General features: G+C 42.0%; 18 protein-coding genes and 1 tRNA gene. 9 read left to right on the top strand and 10 right to left on the bottom strand.

Going from position 1 to position 21,179, the window contains the following annotated elements; genetic code table 11:
- Window positions 1-10: 10 nt before the first annotated feature.
- The 6 genes from P1X15_RS25390 to P1X15_RS25365 all read right to left on the bottom strand — a co-directional run bounded on the left by P1X15_RS25390 (window position 11) and on the right by P1X15_RS25365 (window position 7,841).
- On the bottom strand, window positions 11-718 hold the full coding sequence (locus P1X15_RS25390; RefSeq protein WP_277340946.1) for an outer membrane beta-barrel protein: 708 nt from the start codon (window positions 716-718) through the stop codon (window positions 11-13).
- 31 nt (window positions 719-749) lie between these two features.
- Window positions 750-1,631: a hypothetical protein gene (locus P1X15_RS25385; RefSeq protein ID WP_277340945.1), complete on the bottom strand. Its 882-nt coding sequence runs from the start codon at window positions 1,629-1,631 to the stop codon at window positions 750-752.
- A 709-nt stretch (window positions 1,632-2,340) separates the two neighbouring features.
- Window positions 2,341-4,683: a glycosyl hydrolase family 28 protein gene (locus P1X15_RS25380; protein ID WP_277340944.1), complete on the bottom strand. Its 2,343-nt coding sequence runs from the start codon at window positions 4,681-4,683 to the stop codon at window positions 2,341-2,343.
- 114 nt (window positions 4,684-4,797) lie between these two features.
- Window positions 4,798-5,430 (bottom strand): carbohydrate-binding family 9-like protein, encoded by a 633-nt coding sequence (locus P1X15_RS25375; RefSeq protein ID WP_277340943.1) that lies wholly within the window; start codon window positions 5,428-5,430, stop codon window positions 4,798-4,800.
- Between the two features lie 35 nt (window positions 5,431-5,465).
- Window positions 5,466-6,725 carry a DUF2264 domain-containing protein gene (locus P1X15_RS25370; RefSeq protein ID WP_277340942.1) on the bottom strand — a complete coding sequence of 420 codons (1,260 nt, stop codon included), beginning with the start codon at window positions 6,723-6,725 and terminating at the stop codon, window positions 5,466-5,468.
- Between the two features lie 3 nt (window positions 6,726-6,728).
- Entirely contained in the window at window positions 6,729-7,841 is a 1,113-nt protein-coding gene (locus tag P1X15_RS25365; protein ID WP_277340941.1) for a lactonase family protein, read from the bottom strand.
- A gap of 188 nt (window positions 7,842-8,029) precedes the next feature.
- Between P1X15_RS25365 and P1X15_RS25360 the strand changes: the two genes are divergently transcribed.
- From P1X15_RS25360 to P1X15_RS25330, 7 genes are all read left to right on the top strand, one after another.
- Complete coding sequence (locus tag P1X15_RS25360) at window positions 8,030-9,994, top strand: asparagine synthase-related protein (protein WP_277340940.1); 1,965 nt, start codon at window positions 8,030-8,032, stop codon at window positions 9,992-9,994.
- Between the two features lie 92 nt (window positions 9,995-10,086).
- A complete protein-coding gene (locus P1X15_RS25355) occupies window positions 10,087-10,236 on the top strand; it encodes a hypothetical protein (protein WP_277340939.1) in 150 nt (49 codons plus the stop codon).
- 12 nt (window positions 10,237-10,248) lie between these two features.
- Entirely contained in the window at window positions 10,249-11,313 is a 1,065-nt protein-coding gene (locus P1X15_RS25350) for a hypothetical protein (RefSeq protein ID WP_277340938.1), read from the top strand.
- A gap of 16 nt (window positions 11,314-11,329) precedes the next feature.
- Window positions 11,330-11,611 (top strand): PqqD family protein, encoded by a 282-nt coding sequence (locus P1X15_RS25345; RefSeq protein ID WP_277340937.1) that lies wholly within the window; start codon window positions 11,330-11,332, stop codon window positions 11,609-11,611.
- The gene (locus tag P1X15_RS25340) at window positions 11,586-12,020 is read left to right on the top strand and encodes a lasso peptide biosynthesis B2 protein (protein WP_277340936.1); all 435 of its coding nucleotides are present in this window, start codon (window positions 11,586-11,588) and stop codon (window positions 12,018-12,020) included. The genes P1X15_RS25345 and P1X15_RS25340 overlap by 26 nt, the downstream gene beginning before the upstream one ends.
- 70 nt (window positions 12,021-12,090) lie before the next feature.
- A complete protein-coding gene (locus P1X15_RS25335; RefSeq protein ID WP_277340935.1) occupies window positions 12,091-12,975 on the top strand; it encodes a serine kinase in 885 nt (294 codons plus the stop codon).
- 3 nt (window positions 12,976-12,978) lie between these two features.
- Complete coding sequence (locus P1X15_RS25330) at window positions 12,979-14,199, top strand: nucleotidyltransferase family protein (protein ID WP_277340934.1); 1,221 nt, start codon at window positions 12,979-12,981, stop codon at window positions 14,197-14,199.
- Between the two features lie 365 nt (window positions 14,200-14,564).
- On the opposite strand, the gene P1X15_RS25325 is transcribed toward P1X15_RS25330, so the two are convergent.
- The 3 genes from P1X15_RS25325 to P1X15_RS25315 all read right to left on the bottom strand — a co-directional run bounded on the left by P1X15_RS25325 (window position 14,565) and on the right by P1X15_RS25315 (window position 18,996).
- A tRNA-Leu gene (locus P1X15_RS25325) sits at window positions 14,565-14,648 on the bottom strand.
- Window positions 14,649-14,703: 55 nt separating this feature from the next.
- Complete coding sequence (locus P1X15_RS25320) at window positions 14,704-16,101, bottom strand: MBL fold metallo-hydrolase RNA specificity domain-containing protein (RefSeq protein ID WP_277340933.1); 1,398 nt, start codon at window positions 16,099-16,101, stop codon at window positions 14,704-14,706.
- A gap of 132 nt (window positions 16,102-16,233) precedes the next feature.
- Entirely contained in the window at window positions 16,234-18,996 is a 2,763-nt protein-coding gene (locus tag P1X15_RS25315) for a DUF1553 domain-containing protein (RefSeq protein WP_277340932.1), read from the bottom strand.
- Window positions 18,997-19,147: 151 nt separating this feature from the next.
- Here P1X15_RS25315 and P1X15_RS25310 point away from each other — a divergent pair, with 151 nt between their 5' ends.
- Together P1X15_RS25310 and P1X15_RS25305 are read left to right on the top strand one after the other, a co-directional pair.
- Window positions 19,148-19,792 carry a thioredoxin family protein gene (locus P1X15_RS25310; protein ID WP_277340931.1) on the top strand — a complete coding sequence of 215 codons (645 nt, stop codon included), beginning with the start codon at window positions 19,148-19,150 and terminating at the stop codon, window positions 19,790-19,792.
- Window positions 19,793-19,851: 59 nt separating this feature from the next.
- Window positions 19,852-20,679 (top strand): alpha/beta hydrolase, encoded by an 828-nt coding sequence (locus P1X15_RS25305; RefSeq protein ID WP_277340930.1) that lies wholly within the window; start codon window positions 19,852-19,854, stop codon window positions 20,677-20,679.
- Window positions 20,680-20,841: 162 nt separating this feature from the next.
- On the opposite strand, the gene P1X15_RS25300 is transcribed toward P1X15_RS25305, so the two are convergent.
- Window positions 20,842-21,174: a hypothetical protein gene (locus P1X15_RS25300; RefSeq protein WP_277340929.1), complete on the bottom strand. Its 333-nt coding sequence runs from the start codon at window positions 21,172-21,174 to the stop codon at window positions 20,842-20,844.
- Window positions 21,175-21,179: the final 5 nt, after the last annotated feature.

Raw genomic sequence — 21,179 nt, 5'->3', positions numbered from 1 at the left:
GGAACTATCTTTAAAAAGTAGTACCTACATGGAAGGCTATCATGCGCAAGAAACCGCTACTCGAACTCAGACCAGTATCATTTCCTAATCCATGATACCACCTTGCTTCTATAAACTTCCTGTTGCGCTTATCGCCATAGCTCACAAATCCTAACCCGCCCACAGCCCCATATTCTATTCTCCCTTCGCTACCCGAAAAATCAAGATCTTGTTTTCGAGTAATATTCCCTTTTTCAACGGTTTGCCGACCATTTAATAAATACGACCCAAACCCTCCACCTTGTACATACCAAGACTTACTTTGGCCAATATGAATCCCTAATTGTAAGGGTGCCAGTATTCGATTGACGTAGGTTTGGGTTTTTACTACTCCTCCATTTGCGATGATATTGGTGTAGTCGGTGGTCTTAAAACCAGTAGTTACTAGAAAGGCGTCCAATTGAATATTGATTCTTTTGGCGTAACCAAAAGTAAGCCCGAGATTGGCATTGCTAAACCAATCGGGCTTTTCGCTACCTGATGGTACCGAAATGGTGCTATAATTGTAGCCAAGAAATCCCCCAAAATAAACTTTTCCTCTATTTTCATCCGAATCGTAAGCGTCTATTTTCAGGTATTCTTTTGTATCGGAAGTCGAGAGCTTAGTGGTAAAGCCCTGCCCCCATATACTAAGGGGCAGTAAAGACCAAAGGCCTAAAATGAAACCAAAGTTTTTCATAGTCATGGTGATTGAGAGGTAAACTACCAGACTATTGACAATTTCCTGAAGCAGTAATGGAAATAGTTCGTGACCCAAAAGCTTCTCTGAAAGTAGCCGAACTCGAAATCTTCTTTCCGCTTACAGTAGCTGAGCCCGAAACAGACCAGTATATAGAAGAACCATCAAAATACCATGCAAAAGGTGCGGTGATATCGCCAGTTATACTGTTGTCAATCAAGGCTTCTAAGTCTCCTAATTGAACATTTCCTTGGCGCATATTATAAAATATAATGATTTGATTGTCATTGATTTGGATTCCGTATCCGCGTCCATAAGGGCCAAAGTCGAGGTCACATACGGCAGTTGCTTTTACTGTTCGGCCATTTACTGTAGCACGACCTTCTCCGCTTTTGAGAGGTTCGGTCCGGGTAATAGTAAATCTAATACGAAGTATATTGCTAACTCGTCCGCTTCTGTCATAGATACAGTAAACAAGTACAAAAGTGCCACTTCCAAAATTTTCGGGGATACCAATAGGGACATTGATAGTACCTGAAGTGCTATTGCCTCCTCCCGAAAGCGGAATGTTATAATAATTGGTAGCACCTTCTACTTGGGCATATACGCCTCCAATACCGTTGTTAAGATTAGAATACCGAATAGGTACTGTCTCTGTGCTTCCGTTGTTGGTAGGTTGTTCGGTTACTACGGGAGTTACTTTAGGAGCTTGAGTATTGGTACTGGGCGCAGGAGGTGTACCTTCTTTGGTTTCGGTACCGTCAGGCAAAATAAGGGCTTTGCCTACATTGACAGCATCTGAAGGGTCTATTAAAGGAGGAGTATCGCCACCTTTGTTACAGGAGATTGTAGAGTATAAGAACAATCCCCCTAAAAGGGCATACTTAAACAAACGGATTGGTAAAATTTTCATGATAATGGTATTCTTTAAGTAAAAAATGAGTTGATTATCGTAAGGCACTGTATTCTATCTGCTTAAAAGTGGGCAATTGCACCATGCAAACTTAAGATAAAGCCTTCCCCACAGCCAATGTGAAAAATCCCCTTTTGATGACCGTATTTTTCTCAAAATTTGTGTTTTGAGACCCTTATAGATTATTAGAAGAAATACTATAGTGAGCTACTTCAGAAGCGTAGATAATTATAGCGAAGAGGTAAAAGTGAGTCGAAGAGAATTTGAAACTTACCCGCATGATTTCGGGCTTTATGCCTCCTGTAGCACCAGAGGCATTTGGGTAGGCGGTATTGGCGATGTATGAAGCGGGGGTATCTGGAAGAAAGTGTGTCAGTGCTTCTCAGATAACTCAACCCTGTGCAACTTCCTCAATCAGAGGCGTGTAAAGGGTATAATTGGACTGTGATTTCCCACGACGCTCAGTTTTTTATGATTAAAAATCTATGTCCAAAATAGCAAAAAACAGCCAAGTCGCTGGCTTGGGCTTTGGAAGTTGTTTTTAAGTTGAAAGGAGTTAAAGGTTCGGTGTTGGTTGACGGGGAGAGTGCCGCTACTATTTTTGAATGGTCAAAAACTGATTGATAAACGAGTAAAGTGTACACATCTCCATACGGGTAATTTCACCAAATGACCCGCCATTTTTTCAAGATGTGTACACCACAGAGCATTACTTCTTACTTACAGTTTTGTTTTTTACCCCTACTCCCAGCTCGATCTCTTTTTTTGCTTGCGTAGCATCTGTATGAAGCAAGCGCACATTTTCGGAACGATTGCCCATTACTTTAAGCAAAACATCTTTTTCAGTACCATATTTGATACCATCGAGAGTGACATTTTTGCTGTTTTGGACTTGCATTACGGTTTTATCTTTGGTAAGTAGCGTTACATTTTTGAGGTTAATATTTTCCCCTTCTACACATACAAGCCCTTTGTTGGCTTCAATCATTGCATTCTCGATATTGATATTTTTGATGCTCATCTCGGGCAGACCACGTACCAAAATCGCCGTTTCAGCCCCTTTACATACGATATTTTTGATGTAAAAATCCTTGAATTGTGGCGTACCTTCACCGAGTGGCTCGGCTTTTATGGTAGGAAGTTCGTTGAATTCTCCTTCAAGAGGTACGGGATCTTTGGCAGCATAATACATATCAAAAAGTACTGCTTCGCCGGGGATTTCGGTCATGTTCACATCTGTTACGTAGATATTTTCCACGACTCCCCCACGACCACGGGCGGTTTTGAACCGAAGCCCGACGTCCGAGCCCATGAAAGTACAATTGGACACAAACAAATTACGAACTCCTCCCGACATTTCTGAACCAATCACAAAACCTCCGTGTGCATGATAGACTTTACAGTCACGAATGATGAAGTTTTCGGTAGGTATGCCTCGCTTACGGCCTTGTTCGTCACGCCCCGACTTGATAGTGATGCCGTCGTCGCCTGTATCAAAAGTACAGCCTTCCAATATACCATTACGGCATGATTCGAGGTCAATGGCGTCGCTGTTTTGGGCATACCAATGATTTTTGACATTTACATTTCGGACGCTTAAGTGCTCGCAGAGTAGCGGATGAAGGGTCCAAGCGGGTGAGTTTTGAAACGTAACACCCTCAATGAGGACGTTTTTACAACGAGTCAGACTGACCATATTGGGACGGAGAAAATCTTTGTAAGAGGCAAGTTCTTCCTGACTTGGATGTACTCCATTCAAAATACGTCCTGCATTGGGTGTGTTATTACCTTTTTTGGATTGCTCAGACGGATACCACATATCGCCTTTTTCGCTTACTACTCCGCCCGATTTGACGAGCGCGGCCCATTGAGCATTGGTTTGTTTGTCGCGTTTGATGGCACGCCACACTTCTCCACCACCGTCTAGTACACCCTCTCCGGTTATCGCAATATTGGTCAAATCTACTCCCCAAATAGGTGCTTGACAACGGTAAGATTCTTGCCCTTCCCAAGTAGTGATTACGATAGGGTAGTCGTCGTGGTTGCGGCTAAATTGCAAAAGTGCGTTTTTGGCAATATGCAGATTGACATTGTTTTTGAGGACAATAGGCCCCGTAAGCCACAGACCCGTTGGAATCATTACCGTGCCACCTCCAGCGGCATGACACACATCTATCGTTTGCTGGATAGCTTTGGTATTGACAGTAATGCCGTCGGCTTTGGCACCATAGCGAGCGATATTGAAGGTATCTTTACGAAAATACGGGGTGGCATATTTGGGTAATTCGTACTCGTATTTGTTAGTAAAAATGGATTTTTTTACAAAGCTCTTCAAATCAATCGGTAGTTCCATAATACCTTCCAAAACTAAACTTGCCATTACCGCCGCACCATAGCCTGAGAAATGAGTATTGTCTTCAATCCCTTCGGGAGATCTTGGAAAAACTCCTTTGGGATAATGTAAAAACAATAGCTTTGAACCCTCTACTCCATGCTTTTCAATGGCTTTTTGGCTTTTGGTGTGTAGGTCAATTATGGGGACTTTCAGCTCTTTGGCCACTTCTTTGACTACTTGAGGATAATCACCATGTTGGTCTACAAAAACCCCATTCTCATCAAATTTACGGCGCATCACGGGCGTAATCAAAAGGGGGTTGCCACCTTTGGCGCGCGTTTCGTTGACAAATTTGATGAGGTTTTGGCGATAAAGCGTTTGCGCAGGAGCAGAGCGGGTAGTATCAGCTACTTTTTGGTCATTGTGGCCAAACTGAATCAAAACCCAGTCTCCTTTTTTAACTTGTGAAATTACCTTTTGCCAACGGCCTTCCGTAATAAAGCTTTTGGTACTACGTCCATTGACTGCATGATTTTGAACCTGAACGGCTTCGTTGAAATAGCTTGGGAAAACCATCCCCCAGCCTTTTTCGGGAAAATTGGCAGGAAGTTTATCAGCAAGGGTAGAGTCGCCACATAAAAAAATGGTGAGTTGATTGGTGGCAGGACGGAAAGCCGTCATTGCCACCAAAAACAAAATCCGTAGGAGTGATTTCATGAGTTTGGGTTATGGATACGACAAATCTGTACGAGATTAGCCCTTAAAGTATAACAAAACAACTCATTTATTGGATTTTTTTATGCAATCGTTGTCGGCAACGTTGCCAAAAACTTATTTTAATCTCAATACTCCAAAAGCATCGGGGCGGTGAAAGCGAGGGGTAGCGCCGCTCATCGTAGCACTCCAACACGTAAAGTCGCAGTTGGAAGGGGTGCATTTCCAGTCGGGGTCAGCTTGGGATTGAAGAGAAACAATGCGGAAAAAATTGAGACGATATACCTCTTTCTTGCCCCCAATCAAAGCCCACGGAATGAGCATCTTGCCGGTCCATGTTTCGCCAGAAGCTTTTACTTCGTGTTTGATACCCGCTTTTTCGTAAGGAACAAAAGTTAGATTTTGAGGGGCTTCTTTGGTAGGATTGTCAATCCAACCTACGAAAAGGGCGTTGTTTGGATTGATTTCTAGTTCAAGATAGCGAACGGGGGTTTCTGAACCTTCGGCAATAAACACTTCAAACACCTCCTGATTCCACATTTCAGTATTGTGTTGTTGATAAGTGTTTTGTTTCCAATAAGGATTCTGTTGACACTCAAATTCTACCTCCAAATACTCGTCATCCGCTTTGAGTTTTACAATTGTATTTTGAGAAGCTTCTTTGCCATTGGTAGCAAAACTGAAGTGTTTATTTGGAAGAGTAATCCATTGGTTTTGGGGCAAAACAATCTCAGGAAGGTTATGTGACATGATTAAAAATAATAGAGGAAGGAATGGCATAAAATCTAATAATTGACGGCACCGTCTTTTTTGAAAGGTTTGCCCGACCACGCTTTTTGTTGCGTCCATTCGGCATCTGCCTCCGTCCAGAAAGGGTCATTGGCGGGCAGACCAAGTGGCAAAAAACCGAGTGTGGTCAAATACATACTTCCAGCATTGGAATAATAATCTGCAATATTAGGCTGATGTCCAGCAAATCCAAGCGTGAGCCAGCCTTCTTTGTCAAAAATTCCTGCTTGGGCAAACATCCTTTTCATTACTGTTGTGAGGGCGCAGCGTACTTGCGCAGGACTTACGCCCTCGGGTAGCTGATGAATAAGTGCGGCGTGAGTGAGTGATTGAAAAGCAGCCAACCGATAAGTTACACTTCGCCCAAAAGCTGGGAATGTGCCTTCAGGAGAAATGAGCCGTTCGAGAAAATCAGCATGACGCTGCATTCGTTTCACGGCCCGCTCATAGCGTTCTTGTAATGCTCGATGAGAGCCATTAGGGGATTGTCGTTTGCTGACATCTAGCCATGTTTTCAACACATCTACGAGCATAGGCTGAATCACAAATGAGTTATAATAGTCGGTATGAAATACCTCACCGTCTTTAAACCAACCATCACCTACGTACCATTCCTCTATTTTGCGTACTCCAAATTCGATACGGTAGCGGTCGGCATTTTCGCCAATCAACAGTAAAAATGCTTCTACAATAGCTGCAAAGAGCACCCAATTGTTGTTGGGTGGCACTACCCTTCTGAGCAAAGTAAACTCCTCAATCACCCGTTTTTTGGTAATATCGTCGAGAGGTTCCCATAAGGCATGAGGTGCTTTCAGAAAGGCTTGTGCCAAAAAGGCTGCATCTACCAGCGTTTGGCCTTCTTTGCGCCAAAGCATATAGTCAGGAGAGGAGGGATTGACGCTGTTTTTGATGCTTTTGAGTGCGGCTTCGCGGAGTTGCTTGCGGAGTTGTCCTTCTTCTGTAGCTTCATCGGGCAAACCCAGCCAAGGTGCTACTCCTACCATAGTACGTCCATAAGCTTCCAAATAAGCCACTTGAGGGTTGCGATTATCCCAATTGGGGCTGTATTCTACTTTCCAATTTTTGACTAAAGTCTCATCTCCTAAATTTTTCAAAACTGGCCAAGCGATTTTATACAGTAACTTGGCCCAATAAAGTCGAGGAGTATCAGCTTTGAGCTGAGAAGTCGGTAGCGATAGGCTCAACGTACCAAAGCCCCAAAAAGCGTTTTTTTGAATAAAATGACGACGATTCATTGTTTACAGTGTTATCAAACATACTGGCATCGACACCTTGATTTCTTTGCCAGTAGGGGTAAGTTTTCCCGTTTTTTTGTCACGACCAAAAATCACGATATTGTCGGTATCTTGATTGGCCACGAGTACCCATTTACCAGTGGGGTCAATCATAAAATTACGGGGAGTTTTTCCTAAAACATCTTGATGTCCTACATACGTCAGTTGTCCATTTTTTTGATTGATGCTATAAATCACCAAGCTCTCGTGGGCGCGATTGGAACCATACAAAAATTTGCCGTCGGGCGAGATATGAATATCGGCGCACCACTTACGTCCTTTGTAGTCGTCTGGCACGGTCGAAATCGTCTGAAAAGGAGCTAGTTGCCCTTTTTTATAATTAAAACCAGTAACGGTACCGTCTAATTCTTGAATGACATAAGCAAACTTACCATTGGGATGAAACGTAAAATGCCGAGGCCCTGCTCCTGGAGTAGCCGCCGTAAAAGCGGGCGTGCCGGGCGTAAGCTGCCCTGTTTGAGTGTTGAGCTGATAGGTCATGATTTTGTCGGTTCCCAAATCTGGCACAAAGATATCTTCATTGTTAGGCGCAATATTGATAGAGTGAACGTGTGCTTTTTCTTGTCGCTCTTTGTTGACACTACTCCCTTCATGCTGAATCGTTTGGGTGGCTTTGCCCAACGACCCATCGACTTGTACGGGCAAAATACTCAAACTTCCCCCGCGATAATTCCCCACAATGACCCATTTGCCCGTTTTATCAACTGCCACATGACAAGGCCCATCTCCTCCCGCCGATTGGGTATTGAGCATAGTCAAATAACCTGATTTTTGGTCGAACGAAAAAGAACTGACGGCGCCTCCGCTCATTTCGGCTACCGAATACAAATAGCGCTTATCAGGTGATAATGCCAAAAACGACGGGTTTTTGATGCCCGTGGCCACACTGATTGGGGTAAAATCGCCCGTGTTAGTATTAAATTTATAGACATAAATTCCTTCACTAGTTTTGGTGGTATAAGTACCCACAAATAAGTAGAGGTCGTTGCTTTGACCGTATGTTGTAGTGCTCATCAGGGATAAAAAGCCAATCAGGAGCAGGCAGGCTCTTTTCATATGAAAGATTGTTTTAGTGAAAATAGAAGTGGTTTGGCATAAAACCTACTTTTTAAAGTAATGAAAAAGACGCATTTACCCTAGAATCAAAAGGAGTTTGGAAAGATTTGAACTATATTTTGAGCATCATTTAAACTTATGAGGGATACAAATTAAATTTGCGACCCACATTCAACGGGAACTTCGTTATGAGCGGCATTTGCGGTATCATTTATTTTGATAAAAAACCAGTAGAAAATGAAATAGATATTATGATAGGAGCCCTAGCACATCGCGGTAGCGATGGAGTAGGAATTTTTAAAGAAGCTCATGTAGGATTGGCGCATTTGATGCGGCATATTACCTACGAATCATTCTATGAAAAACAACCTATTGTAGGACGTTCAGGGTGTATATGTATAGCTGATGCCCGCATTGATAATCGCGCAGAGCTGATTACCACACTCAATCTAAAATCCCCTCAAAATGAAGGTATCACTGATTCGGAGTTGATTTTAGCAGCTTATGAATATTGGGGAGAATCTTGCGGTGAGTATTTGATAGGAGATTTTGCTATTGTGATATGGAATCCTCAAGACCAGAAGCTCTTTTTATTGCGCGACCACATGGGCGTTCGTCCTTTGTTCTATTATTATAAGCAAGGGCATTGTTTGGCATTTGCGTCAGAGGTAGGTGCACTCCTACGATTATCGTTTGTTCCAAATGAACTTAACGAACCCAAAATAGCTCTGTATTTATGTTGGTTGTCTGACTTTCGAATGTATTCTAATGAAACCTACTACAATCATATTTATTCCTTAGAGCCGGCGCATCGGCTTCTAATCACTCAAAATCATCTTCACAAAAAGTTTATATGGCATTTTAATCCCCAAAAATACGCTCATCTCACCACAGAAAATGATTTTTTAGAAGCTTTTAAAGAAACTTTTATCGAGGCTGTTAGATGCCGTATTCGTACCCCCTTTGGAATAAGCTCTCATTTGAGCGGTGGGCTTGACTCTTCGTCGGTGAGTGTCGTAGCAAGAGATATTTTAAAAAAACGGAACCAAACTTTACATACTGTATATATGGATGTACAACATCCAGAAGCCGATGAGAAAGCATACGCTCAAAGCGTGGTAAACGGGGGGGGGATTTCCCATGAATGGGTCACGGCCAAGAATTCTTTTGAAGAAAGTTCTCGGTGGTTAATGCAAGCCAACGATACGCCCGATAGCAGCGTGGTACCCGCGATGAATCACCTTGCTATAGCCGATGCTATAGCAAACAATGGAAGTAGAGTAGCCCTTACAGGCCACGAAGGTGATACCATAGTAGGGCATGGCAAAAGTTGGATTATGGAAGTGCTGAGGCAGAGACAATGGCAAGCATTTAAAATAGCGGTGAGCAGCGTAGTGGATATTTTTGATAAAAAAGGCCCTGAAAGAGAGTTATTTTATAAGCAATATACTCACGAATACGTAGGATATCTACTTAAAGAATATCTCCATCAAAAAAAAAACCGAGCCTTATTTAGCTTGATAATAAGTGCTTACCAAAATTTAAATTATATTCCTTCATTAGAGGAATTAAACAAGGGCATAAAACGATTATTTTTTACAGAAACCCCTCAAGCTTCACTACCTCTACATTCTTGCCTGAGTAAAGAAAAAGCTAATTCTCTCTATCAATCAGATTTATTTTTACAACAATTTCAATGGCCAACCGATATGCATCCGGCCATCAAAGAAGTCTATGCAGGAAGTATCATCGAACAAAACGAAAGCTTTAATAACGTGAGCACTCGAAAGGGTTTTATATATACTCACCCTTTTTTAGATAAGCGTCTGATTGAGCTTTGTGCAGTTATTCCTACTGAAATCAACTTCGACAATGGAGCCCTTAGAGGAACTATCCGGCAAGGGTTAAAAGATTATTTACCCCCTGAAATTGTAAGTAGAAAAACTAAAATAAGTTTTTCAGGGCATCAGGTAGCACTTATTCGTTCTCTCTCTCCCTATACCAAGCATCCCCAAAAAGACGTACTTATAGACTGGATTAATCAGCAAAAATATTTTCACTTTTTAAGTAAAATACAAAATGAAGTTGCGTCCCAAGAAGCTTTAGGGGTATTGAGGGTAATTTACTTAAATGATTGGTTAAACAAAAATTAAGATTTTTAACTAAAAAGAAACCGACTCTATTTTTTTTATTTTATTTTTTTCTACTTTTGTGTAAGTAATAAAATAAATATCTCCTTACTTTTATGAAAAACTTGACTACTACTCCTCAAAACGCCAAAAAAACGTACTCACAACCTGAAGTAAAGGTATTTGGGCAAGTAAAAAATCTAACACTAGACGCAGGAAGCGATACCGCGGATGTGAATGGCTTGATGGGGATGGCAATGATGTAAGTCTAAATATCTATGCTCATTTCTATTCAAGACAAACTTCCTCCTGTTTACCATCATTTATTCGTTGATTTAGTCGCTAAGCCTATCCCTCAGGAAACCTTAGCGACTTGTCATGATTGTGTATTGTGTCAGCCTAGAGATAGTACTTTTGTCGGTACTAAATGCTGTACGTATTATCCCTTCTTGACCAATTATCTAATCGGTGGACTTCTAAGTGACAATGACCACACGCTTTTGGAAGGCCAAAAGCGTGTGGAAGCTATTATTGCTAGCAAACGAGGGGTTACGCCTTTTGGGGTGCTTAATCCACTCAATTATGAGTTGCTCGACAAAAGAATTAGGGATTCTGCCCAACGCCCCACAGATTTGTGGAGTGCCAATGAGGTGTCTTCTCTTAGATGCCCTTATTATGATAAAGGCCACTGTTCGGTGTGGAAATACCGAGAACACTGCTGTGTCACTCATTTTTGTGTATCTGTAGGAGGGCAAGAAGGTAATAACTTTTGGACAGCATTCGACGATTATCTTAAGTATGTAGAGTATTCACTTTCTAAGTATGCGATGCTTCAAATGGGATGGGATGCGAGTCAAATCCCCCTAGAAACACCTACGGCCGAATCACTGAGATTTGAAAATGCAGTAGGAGAAGTGATAGAAAACAATTATAAACAAATGTGGGGAGAGTGGTACGGGCGAGAAATCGAATTTTATAAGGAGACTTACCGTATCGTCAATGCTCTAACGGCTGAACAATTTGAGAATATTACAGGGGTCAACCAAGCAATCTTAAAAAAACGAGTATTAGCTACTCAATATACGTTTACACATCCTAGTTTTCCTGAATATTTGAAATTCAATTCCAATTTTGTTCTTAAACCTCTGGAAAATGGCGACTATCACGTATCAACAGATAAAGTAAATTTTATTGTCGATGAAATGGTAGTACGAATTCTTAAAAAATTTGATGGTACCAAATCCACTGAGTCAATATGCCAGAATATTAAACCGCTAGGGCTAGAGTTTGAAATTCAATATCTAAAACCATTGCTTCAAGCAGATGTTCTAATTGCGATTTAAAAGAAAATAATTTCTCATGGACTTTGAATTAACACAATACTTTAAAATTTCTAATCATTCTGTATCATCAAGTCTTGACAATGAAACTATCATTCTAAATTCCAATGCGGGAGTTTATTATGGGCTTGATGAAGTAGGGACTTTAGTATGGGAAGAGCTTCAGCAAAAACCTATGACTGTTGTAGAATTAACCGATGCCATAATGCAGGTTTTTGAGATTGATGAGCCTACTTGCACCCACGACATTTCACTTCTTCTAAAAAGGCTTTTAGATGAAAAATTGGTGGAAAAGGTATAAAAAATTTCGTATTCTAACGTGGTCAGATAAATATCTAATCATTAGAATTTTTTTTTATATCTGTCTTATTAAATTAGGATTAGTCTTCTTGCCTTTTCATAAATTTAGGCATTGGTTCAATCAACTTTTTATAGGTGTTTCACCAAAAACTTATTCTGATGCGTATGTTGAGAAAGTAGTATGGGCCGTAAAAGCCGTAAGCTACAACCTCCCTTTTTCAATATTATGCCTTCCCCAAGCATTGGCTACTAAATATTTACTACGTGGAGATTTCATGTATAAATTAACCATTGGAGTCAATACTGAAAATCAAAGTTTTAGAGCTCATGCTTGGGTAGAAAAACAACAGCAAATTATTATAGGAGATACTCCTCTAACTGCATATGTTCCTATTTGGATTTGGGAATAGTGGTGGTGTTTTATTGAACTCACACCAGATATTTAGCTTCTTCCATAGGCTCATAGATAAATGATTGTTAATGCTTTTTCGTGCTTATAGCTACATCATTGAGTCAGATTTCGACTTGCAGCTCCCTGAAGTTCAGGGTATACCTGATTTTTATATATCATCTACACCCTTGTCAGTACCCAAATTAACCTACGCCAATGTGTATCGCAAGGGGGTGCAAGCACAAGTAGGTCATGACTATTCATTGCCTGTATTGCACTGGGAAGACATCGCGACCTTTCAGGTACTATCCCCCAATCATTTAGGCTATAAAAGGCTCGGGGATGATGACGATGTATTTCGACTTTTTGTGTTGAGTGAAGCCATTGGGTTACTGCTCCTTCAAAAAGGACTTTTTTTATTACACGGAAGTGCCGTAAAAGTAAAGGAGCAAGCCCTGGTGTTTTTGGGACGTCCTGGGGCGGGCAAATCAACCACCTTGGCGGCATTTGCCCAACATAATCACCCTATTTTGAGTGACGATTTGACGGCTATTGCGTTTAATGCTACAGGTCAACCTTGTGTGTTACCGGGGTTTCCACAAGTTAAGATTTGGGAAAATAGCGTTGACAATCTAGGGTTTGACAAAAAATCTCTCCAACCAGCTTTTGAAGGACACAACAAATTCTTGTATCAGCAGCCCCTCTCGCTTTTTCCTACAGAGCCTGTTCCGTTAAAAAAAGTGATTATTCTTCAAAGACCGTATTCAAGCAAAACAGGGACGGTGAAATTCACCGAAAGTCCACTGGAGTTTACACAGCATTTTCCTTTGCCAAGTCATTTGTTAAAAGGCGATTGGCTAAAAAAACATTTCCAAAATTCTCTCTCTATTGCTAGCAAAGTAGCGATAGAAAAAGTAGCCCGCCCCAAAACTTTTAAAGCTCTTCAAAAGTGGATTCTTGACTTCACCTGTTAGCCGATGCGTTTATCTACCGAACTTCAAATACTGATTGAAGCCTGTAAAATAAGCTTATTAGATGTCAAACCTGATGTTTTGGAGGAGTTGGTAAGCCATCCGTCCGTCCATTGGAAGCGGCTCACTCAAATGGCAGCTTACCATAAGGTTAGACCTATTGTTTACGCTGCCTTCAAAAAATGCTCCCCTCACAAAATTCCAGTTTCTTATCTAGAGCAATATCAGCATCGCGCTTTGCAACATTCCATGCACAATCTGCTCATGGATCAAGAAACGGCACGGCTTTTAAATTTACTGAAAAAAAAACAAGTACGTGTTTTACCCTATAAAGGAAGCCTGTTGAGTCATAAAATCTACCAAAACAATGGCTTACGAGAGGTGGGCGACATTGATTTGTATTTGCCTAGAGAAGAAGCACAAGCAGGTTTAGAGGTTTTGTTGGAAGATGGCTATGAGTTTGAATTTAAAGGGACACTGCCCCCAAACATCTCTACGCCACAGCTCATCAAAGACGTATTGTCAATTTATGGATGGCACGAGGTAGCTTTGAAAAAACAAAGTCAACAAGGGATTACTTTTTACATAGATTTTCATTGGCGATTGTCTGAGGCTTTTTATTGGTATACAATCAAGGACAACACCCTTTTTCAGCATACCCAAACCCTAAAAATTCATCAGACAGAAGTTGATATTCCCTCCGACGAAAATATATTTTTAATGATGCTTGTACATCATGGAGGCAGAGAGGCATGGTTACAACTGAAAAGTCTTTGTGATTTGTTGATGTTTTTTAAAACTCATCAAAATTACATGGATTGGCAACAATTATTGCAGACTGCCGAAAAAGCCAAGATGAAACGAATATTGTTGGGGGGAACATGGCTAGTAGAGCATTTCCTAGGGTATCCTGTTCCAGCGGTATTCTCAAATCATTGGTCCCACGATAAAAGCAGCTATCGCGCTGAAGAAGTGGTTCTTTATTGGGAAAAAAGTGAAGTGTTTTGGAGTCAATTAGGACCCAAATGGCGGCATACTCGACTTATATTGAGCCAGCAAGACGCAGGCTTTAGTAAGTTGAAATACTTTAAAAATTACCTCCGCTTTTATGCTACACCCAACTTGCTAGAAGAGCCACGCCTCTTCACTTTTCCCGATCATATGCCCTATCTGAATTTTTTGAGCAAAGTCCTCACGTTTTTTTGGAGGAAGGTGCTGAAGAGGTAATAAATGGCAAAGCAAATATGAGTCATTGAGAATTTAGATGATTCCTAAAAAACTTCTAATTTGTGGTAGCTATCCTTTTTAAACTGTTCTTTAATTCTTTCTTCAAGCAATTTTATATTTGACTTCTCCGAAGTCGTTTGTTTTTGTTGGTGGGCCTGTTAGCTACAAACCTTACGCCTCTCCGAGGCAGAATACTGTTGTGAAAGAATAGCTTCGGAGAAGCTTAATCTTTGTAGTACGAGGTTTTCGTATTCAGACTCAGGACTTCGGAGAAGTCAAACTTAAACCTTTTTGACTATAAATTTTGAGTTTCTTCGTTCTATCGGACATCTAAGTGCTAGGCTTTCCGGTCTTCGAGATTATTTTGACGAAGAAGAGACTCGAACTCTTACAGGATAAAGCTCGCTAATTTCTCAAAGTAGCGTGTCTACCAATTCCACCACTTCGGCAAGGCTCTCAAAGCAAACCGTATTTGGTGAGTTCTACAATGATGTGTTTTATTCTCTACATAAAATACCCCTCATTTTGAACTGGGATTTCGATATTACGGAATCCTTCCGCTTGGAGTTTTTCTTTGAAGGCAATTTGGCTTTCGTAGTCCCCATGTACCAAAAACAACGTCTTTACTTGGGTGGGGTCTTGGCATTTCAAAAACTGAATGAGTTCGGTATAGTCGGCATGACCTGAAAAGGAGTCCATTACTTCCACGCGTGCCCTTACAGGGTAGGTTTCTCCAAAGATTTTGACTTCTGCATCGCCGCGTTTGAGAGCGCCTCCTAGACTATCGGGAGAGCAGTAGCCCACCATCAAGATAGTATTGTTGGTATCGAGAATATTGTTTTTGATGTGATGTTTGATACGACCCGCCTCGGCCATACCCGAAGCTGAGATAATGATACATGGCTCTTTGAGGTCGTTGATCGCTTTGGACTGATTGACATCCGATACATAATACAAATTAGGAAAGTTGAAAGCATCCCCGTCTTTTTCGATGTATTCCAAAATGTCAGGATTGAAATATTCGTCATGTTTACGCATGATGGAAGTAGCTTTAATCGCCAACGGACTATCAATAAACACCTTTAGACGTGGCAATGAACCCTCATTGGCAAGCTGATCGAGGGCATAAATAAGCTCTTGGGTACGGTCGATGGCAAAAGCAGGAATGATAAGCTTGCCCCCCCGCGTAACGCAGGTATCACGTACAATACGCAGCAAATGAGTTTTCACGTCTGGCTCAGGCTCATGCTTGCGGTCGCCGTAGGTAGATTCACAAATGATGATTTGCGCTTGCGGAAACGGCTCGGGGCTTCGCAGTATTTTGTCGTCGGGGCGACCCACGTCCCCGCTAAAAGTAACCTGCTTTTCGATACCTTGGTCTTTGATAGTGAGATGAATCGCCGCACTTCCTAAGATATGACCCGTATCAGTAAATCGCACTTTGACTTCATCACGATTGAGCCAGAAATCTTGATGATAGTCTACTGGCACCATCAAATCTAAGGTTTGACGAACATCATCTTCATTGTAAAGTAATTCTAATTCTTCATCGCCTCTTCGGCGCCGACGTTCGTTGATGCGTTCTAGGTCTTTTTGTTGGATAAAAGCACTGTCCAAAAGCATAATACCACACAAATCAGCAGTGGGAGGTGTGCAGTAAATAGGCCCTCTAAAGCCCTTTCGAACCAATCGTGGCAGTAATCCCGAATGGTCGATGTGGGCATGAGACAGAATCACAAAATCAATATCTTTGGCTGAAAAGCCTAAATTTTGGTTGAGGTCTTGGGTATTGATACCCTGAAACATCCCACAATCTAGCAATATCTTGGTGCCTTTTTCGGTCGTAATGAGGTGCTTGGTGCCGGTCACGCGGCGAGCCGCTCCGAAGAATTGTATTTTCATCTGGTTTGGAATCGTTTATGACCCAATTATACTAAAATTTCTGAACTAAAAAATTAACGCTGCCAACGTTTTAAATGTTGGCGGCGTTAATTCGCTCAACCTTGGCAACATTCCAAACGTTGCCAAGGTTTGTTATTCTTTCGTAACCACCTCATCTAGGTTGAGCATGGCGTTGGCAGTAGTGGTAAGCGCAGCAAGTTCGGGAGTAGCGTTGCCATCATGGGCCAGTAGTTTTTGAGTAGCTGTTGGGTCTTTGCGATATTCAATCAGTGAATTGTGATATAGTTTCAACAACACTTGTAGCTTTTTGGGAGAGATTGAACGATAAGTCAATCGTCGATAAGCTTCGCTGATTTGTTGTTGTGGGGTTTTGAATTGGGAGGCTATATTTTCGGAAAGGCAATGTGCCGCCTCTAAATAAGCTGGGTCATTGAGTGTTACCAAAGCTTGCAAGGGAGTGTTGGTACGGATACGTCTCACCTGACAAAATTCCCGACTTGGCACATCGAAGGTGACCATCGAAGGATAAGGAGCCGTTCGTTTCCAATAAATATAAAGTGCGCGGCGATAGCGGTCTTCGCCACCGCTAAGTCGCCATTTAGCTCCATCATAAGGTGATAGCCAAATATTATCGGGTTGCAGAGGCATTACACTTGGACCATACATTTTGGAAGATAATAAACCACTGACTGCCAACATTTGGTCGCGAACTTGTTCGGCAGAAAGCCTCACTCGTGCTCCTCGCGACAGCCATTTATTATAAGGGTCTTTGGCTAATTTTTCGGGTGTAGTGGCAGAGTTTTGTCGGTAAGTAGCCGATAAAACCATTTGCTTAAGCAATTTTTTAAGGCTCCATTGATGATTTTCCATTAGCTCCACTGATAGCCAATCAAGCAATGCTTGGTGCGTAGGTGCGATGCCCTGAGAACCAAAATCTTCGACCGTTTCGACAATCCCTATACCAAACAATTGCTCCCACAAGCGATTGACGGCCACCCGTGCCGTGAGCGGATGCTCTCGGGAGGTCATCCAATGCGCCAAATCAAGACGATTTTTGAAAGAAGTTTTGGCTTTGAAAATATGAGGAACGCTAGGCGCCACTTTTGTACCTTTTACAGTCCAATTCCCTCTTACAAATACATGGGTAGCGCGACTCAAATCACCGTGACCGTCGTACATGATAGGAGTTCCTTCTACGTTGCCCGTTAAGATTTGGGCGTAGAGTTTTTCGATTTCTACAAAACCCGGTTGATTACTTCCCGGTAAGGCTTGCTGAAAAGCAGCCCACTTGATTTGTACCCAATCTTTAGGAGTTTTAGGGCTTTTGAGAGTCCAGTAAAGGTGATGTTTGCCTGCGTCGGGACTTACCGGCAAAATCACCACTGTATCACGACCTGCGCCGCCTGTTTGGGGTACGTCCAATTTTGCCAAAACCTTACCATGAAGGCTATCTTGATGTAGCTCCACAACGGCGTTTTCGGCATTGGTTCCAATGGCTATCAAGAGACGGTTCTTATCGGTCAAGGTGACATTAGGCCAGCGTGCCGAACCATTGTCTTGCATTCCAAAGTACTTGGCATCCAGTAGAGAAGCATTGACATGTTGGTCAAAATCGTGCGAATTGACTTTGGGTTCTACGATTCTCACAAAAAGCCTAAAGTCCTCTAAGCTCATGGCCTTGGACGAAGAAGCAGAGTGGTTTTTAATCCAATTTTCTACTTTGACAATACGCAGCGAATCTTCGGTTTTGTAAAACCGCAAAGTAGGCGTCTCGCTTGTGACATCTTCATCACGGGTATTGTTGAAAAAGGCTAAATATTTATAGTATTCTTCGTGGGTAAAGGGGTCATAAGGATGACTATGGCATTGAATACAGCTAAAAGTCGTACCCTGAAACACATCCCAAGTCGTATTGACCCGGTCGATGACCGCCGCTACCCTAAACTCTTCGTCTTGGGTTCCTCCTTCGTCGTTGGTCATGGTATTGCGGTGAAAACCCGTCGCGATTAGATTATCGTCGGTAGCGTTGGGAAGTAAGTCACCGGCTAGTTGTTCTACCACAAATTTATCATACGGCTTATCTTCATTAAACGCCTTGATGAGCCAATCTCGGTATCGCCAGATATTGCGGCCAGGGTCGCGTTCGTAGCCTTTGGTATCAGCGTAGCGGGCGAGGTCGAGCCAAGTACCCGCCCAACGTTCGCCATAAGCAGGAGAAGCCAAAAGCGAATCAACCAGATTTTCGTAAGCTTTGGGGGAAGAATCTGCCAGAAATTGTTTGACTTGCTCATCGGTAGGAGGCAAGCCCGTAAGGTCTAAACTCAAGCGCCTAATCAGCGTGGCGCGGTCGGCTTCGGGTGCAGGTGTGAGTTTTTGTTCACGAAGTTTTTCCAACACAAAATGGTCAATTTCGTTTTTTACCCAGCTTGTTTCTTCATCCTTTACCAATCCTAGCCTCGCCCAAAAACTACCAATTGCAGGAACCTCAGGGCGCTCGACCTTATTGTAAGCCCAATGATTCCCCCAAGTAGCGCCTTGATCTATCCATTGGGTGAGAGTTTGTACTTCTTCTTCACTAAGCGGGGGAGCTTCTTTAGGCATTTTTTCTTCGTGCCCTTCGGGAAGTAAGATACGTCGCATCATTTCGCTTTCGTCGGCATCTCCTGCTACTACGGGAGGTTTGCCCGATTTGGCAGGCTGATACATATCTTTCTCAAACAAAAAACTAACGCCTCCCGCCTTTTTTACTCCTCCATGACAAGCCATGCAATGCTTGTTGAGAATGGGCTTCACTTCGGTATTGAAGTCAACTTTATGCTCAAAGATACCTAAAAACGAAAATGAACTCAGTAGCACAATCGCTGCTGCTCCCGTTAGCATCCATTTTGATTTCATTCCCATTTATCTAAATAATTCTTTAATGTGATTCAACTTATTATAAAGACAGAAGGTACGGTTTTCTTACCCTTTTCTTTAAGAAACTAAACGAACGGCTTGTTGGTAATTCTTGTTGGTATTTTAGACAACACAATTCTTTTATTTTAGCATGAATACCCAACATACGATTACCCCACAGCACATCAAAGAAGCGTACACATACGAGACCTACAAGGCACTGTCTGAAACTCTCTTTTCGGAAGGACGAACTACTGCCGACTCCCCTAAACTCAATACAGAAGCATATCTCAACTATACTAAAATGAATCTGCAACGTAGCAAGCGTTTGGAAAAAACGATACAGTTGACAGATACCCTAAAAACAACGCTTGATAAAATTCAAGAAAAATACGTATGGCTTGTACTGACAGAGTCATGGTGTGGAGATGCCGCCCAAAGTATTCCAGTTTTGGTCAAAATGGCCGAATATCAGCCTCATATCGAATTGAAGGTTTTGTTGAGAGACAAAAATCTGGATGTCATGGATGCGTACCTGACCAATGGAGGCCGTTCTATTCCGAAGTTGATTTGTTTAAAAGCCGATACTTTGGAAGAATTGTTTACGTGGGGACCTCGCCCTCAAGAAGTACAAGCGTTGATGATTGATTTAAAAGCCCAAGGAGTTTCTTCTGCCGAAGTAGCGGAGCAAATTCAGCGTTGGTATAATGCCGACAAAACGCAGTCAATTCAGGCCGAATTTGAAACCCTCATCCATGCAAATATTCCCGAGGTAGTAGATACAATAATAAAATAATCAAAGGAGGTTTTTTATTGATTTTTAGGTACTTTGGTGATTGATAATTCATAACTCCTATGACCGAAATTAATCAAACCCTTACCGCAAAAGACAAACTTCCGCTTTTTACTAGGGCATGGAAAATAGAAAATCCAAAAGCCGCTATTGTGTTGGTTCATGGATTTGGTGAACACAGTGGCCGCTATGCTCACCTTGCTGATTTTTTTAATAAAAACGGCTATTCGGTCTATGCACTTGATAATCGGGGACATGGCAAAAGTGAAGGTAAACGTGGGCATACTCCCAAATATGAGGCGTATCTGGACGACATTGAGGTATTTTTGGACTATGTTCATACCCAAAACAAAAACACGGAAATCTATCTCTATGGGCATTCGATGGGGGGAAATTTGGTTCTCAACTATCTCTTTCGTCGTAAGCCTGCCGTCAAAGGTGTGATTGTGACGGGGCCTTGGATACAATTGGCTTTTGAACCTAAGCCGATTTTGGTCACTATTGGTAAGTTGATGCGCTCGATTGTGCCTACTTTTACCCAAAACAGTGGTCTTCAGCAAGAACACATTTCCAAAGACCCTAAAGTAGTAGAAGCTTATAAACAAGACACTCTTGTACATGGAAATATTTCGGCGGCGGCGAGTTTGGGCTTATTGGAAGCAGCTTCTTTTTTGAATACTTACGAAGGTGAAGTGCCCGTGCCCTTACTTATCATGCATGGTGAAGATGACTTGATTACTTCTCAGCCTGCTAGTGAGGCATTGGCACACCGACTAAAAGGTAAAGTCACCTACAAAAAATGGGAAGGGATGTATCATGAAATACACAATGAGCCTCAGCAACTGGCAGTCTTTAACTACACTTTAGGCTGGATGGAGGCTAGTGTATAAAAAAGAGCGTACTTGTTTATATGTTTTGCGTCAGAGACGCAGTGCCATTGTTGCCCCAAATGATAGTTTGGGACAAGCACACAGCTCGTCCCGACATCTTGTCGGGACGCAATCGGCATAAAGTCTCTGACTTTATTAGGCATTATTAAGAATGGCTCACTATTAAGCCAAAGCTTTTCGGCAATAATAACCTGCTAAGCCCGAAAACCCTCCGACAATTCCCCCAATCAGCCCTGTGACAGTAATCAGCAAAAAGGCATTAGGAAGTTTGAAAATATCAGCGATTTTTTGACTAATGATGCCCTCATTGGAGATGTTTTGAAAGGTAGCAAAACCTATCCATAAGGTAGTGATAGCGAGAAAAGCTACTCCGAATGCACTCACTGGTTTGGAAGACTTCCAAAAGCAGAGCGCAAAACAAACGATTGCCATCAACCACCAAGGCCCAAAAAACTGAGCAATAGCGCTTAATACGATAATGAGAATATATAACATGGGAT

Origin of the sequence: Runella sp. MFBS21, from assembly GCF_029433105.1 — a bacterium.
GTDB lineage: Bacteria > Bacteroidota > Bacteroidia > Cytophagales > Spirosomataceae > Runella.
The sequence above is the reverse complement of the archived record's forward strand: the minus strand, read 5'-3'. Positions and strand labels throughout refer to the sequence as shown.

Excerpts from the sequence above, each read along its gene's own strand:
- P1X15_RS25375 (WP_277340943.1), bottom strand. The coding sequence starts at position 5,430 with ATGTCACATAACCTTCCTGAGATTGTTTTGCCCCAAAACCAATGGATT.
- P1X15_RS25310 (WP_277340931.1), top strand. The coding sequence starts at position 19,148 with ATGAATACCCAACATACGATTACCCCACAGCACATCAAAGAAGCGTAC.
- P1X15_RS25345 (WP_277340937.1), top strand. The coding sequence starts at position 11,330 with ATGGACTTTGAATTAACACAATACTTTAAAATTTCTAATCATTCTGTA.
- P1X15_RS25385 (WP_277340945.1), bottom strand. The coding sequence starts at position 1,631 with ATGAAAATTTTACCAATCCGTTTGTTTAAGTATGCCCTTTTAGGGGGA.
- P1X15_RS25330 (WP_277340934.1), top strand. The coding sequence starts at position 12,979 with ATGCGTTTATCTACCGAACTTCAAATACTGATTGAAGCCTGTAAAATA.
- P1X15_RS25365 (WP_277340941.1), bottom strand. The coding sequence starts at position 7,841 with ATGAAAAGAGCCTGCCTGCTCCTGATTGGCTTTTTATCCCTGATGAGC.
- P1X15_RS25300 (WP_277340929.1), bottom strand. The coding sequence starts at position 21,174 with ATGTTATATATTCTCATTATCGTATTAAGCGCTATTGCTCAGTTTTTT.
- P1X15_RS25360 (WP_277340940.1), top strand. The coding sequence starts at position 8,030 with ATGAGCGGCATTTGCGGTATCATTTATTTTGATAAAAAACCAGTAGAA.
- P1X15_RS25315 (WP_277340932.1), bottom strand. The coding sequence starts at position 18,996 with ATGAAATCAAAATGGATGCTAACGGGAGCAGCAGCGATTGTGCTACTG.
- P1X15_RS25335 (WP_277340935.1), top strand. The coding sequence starts at position 12,091 with ATGCTTTTTCGTGCTTATAGCTACATCATTGAGTCAGATTTCGACTTG.
- P1X15_RS25380 (WP_277340944.1), bottom strand. The coding sequence starts at position 4,683 with ATGAAATCACTCCTACGGATTTTGTTTTTGGTGGCAATGACGGCTTTC.
- P1X15_RS25390 (WP_277340946.1), bottom strand. The coding sequence starts at position 718 with ATGAAAAACTTTGGTTTCATTTTAGGCCTTTGGTCTTTACTGCCCCTT.
- P1X15_RS25340 (WP_277340936.1), top strand. The coding sequence starts at position 11,586 with ATGAAAAATTGGTGGAAAAGGTATAAAAAATTTCGTATTCTAACGTGG.
- P1X15_RS25320 (WP_277340933.1), bottom strand. The coding sequence starts at position 16,101 with ATGAAAATACAATTCTTCGGAGCGGCTCGCCGCGTGACCGGCACCAAG.
- P1X15_RS25370 (WP_277340942.1), bottom strand. The coding sequence starts at position 6,725 with ATGAATCGTCGTCATTTTATTCAAAAAAACGCTTTTTGGGGCTTTGGT.
- P1X15_RS25305 (WP_277340930.1), top strand. The coding sequence starts at position 19,852 with ATGACCGAAATTAATCAAACCCTTACCGCAAAAGACAAACTTCCGCTT.
- P1X15_RS25355 (WP_277340939.1), top strand. The coding sequence starts at position 10,087 with ATGAAAAACTTGACTACTACTCCTCAAAACGCCAAAAAAACGTACTCA.
- P1X15_RS25350 (WP_277340938.1), top strand. The coding sequence starts at position 10,249 with ATGCTCATTTCTATTCAAGACAAACTTCCTCCTGTTTACCATCATTTA.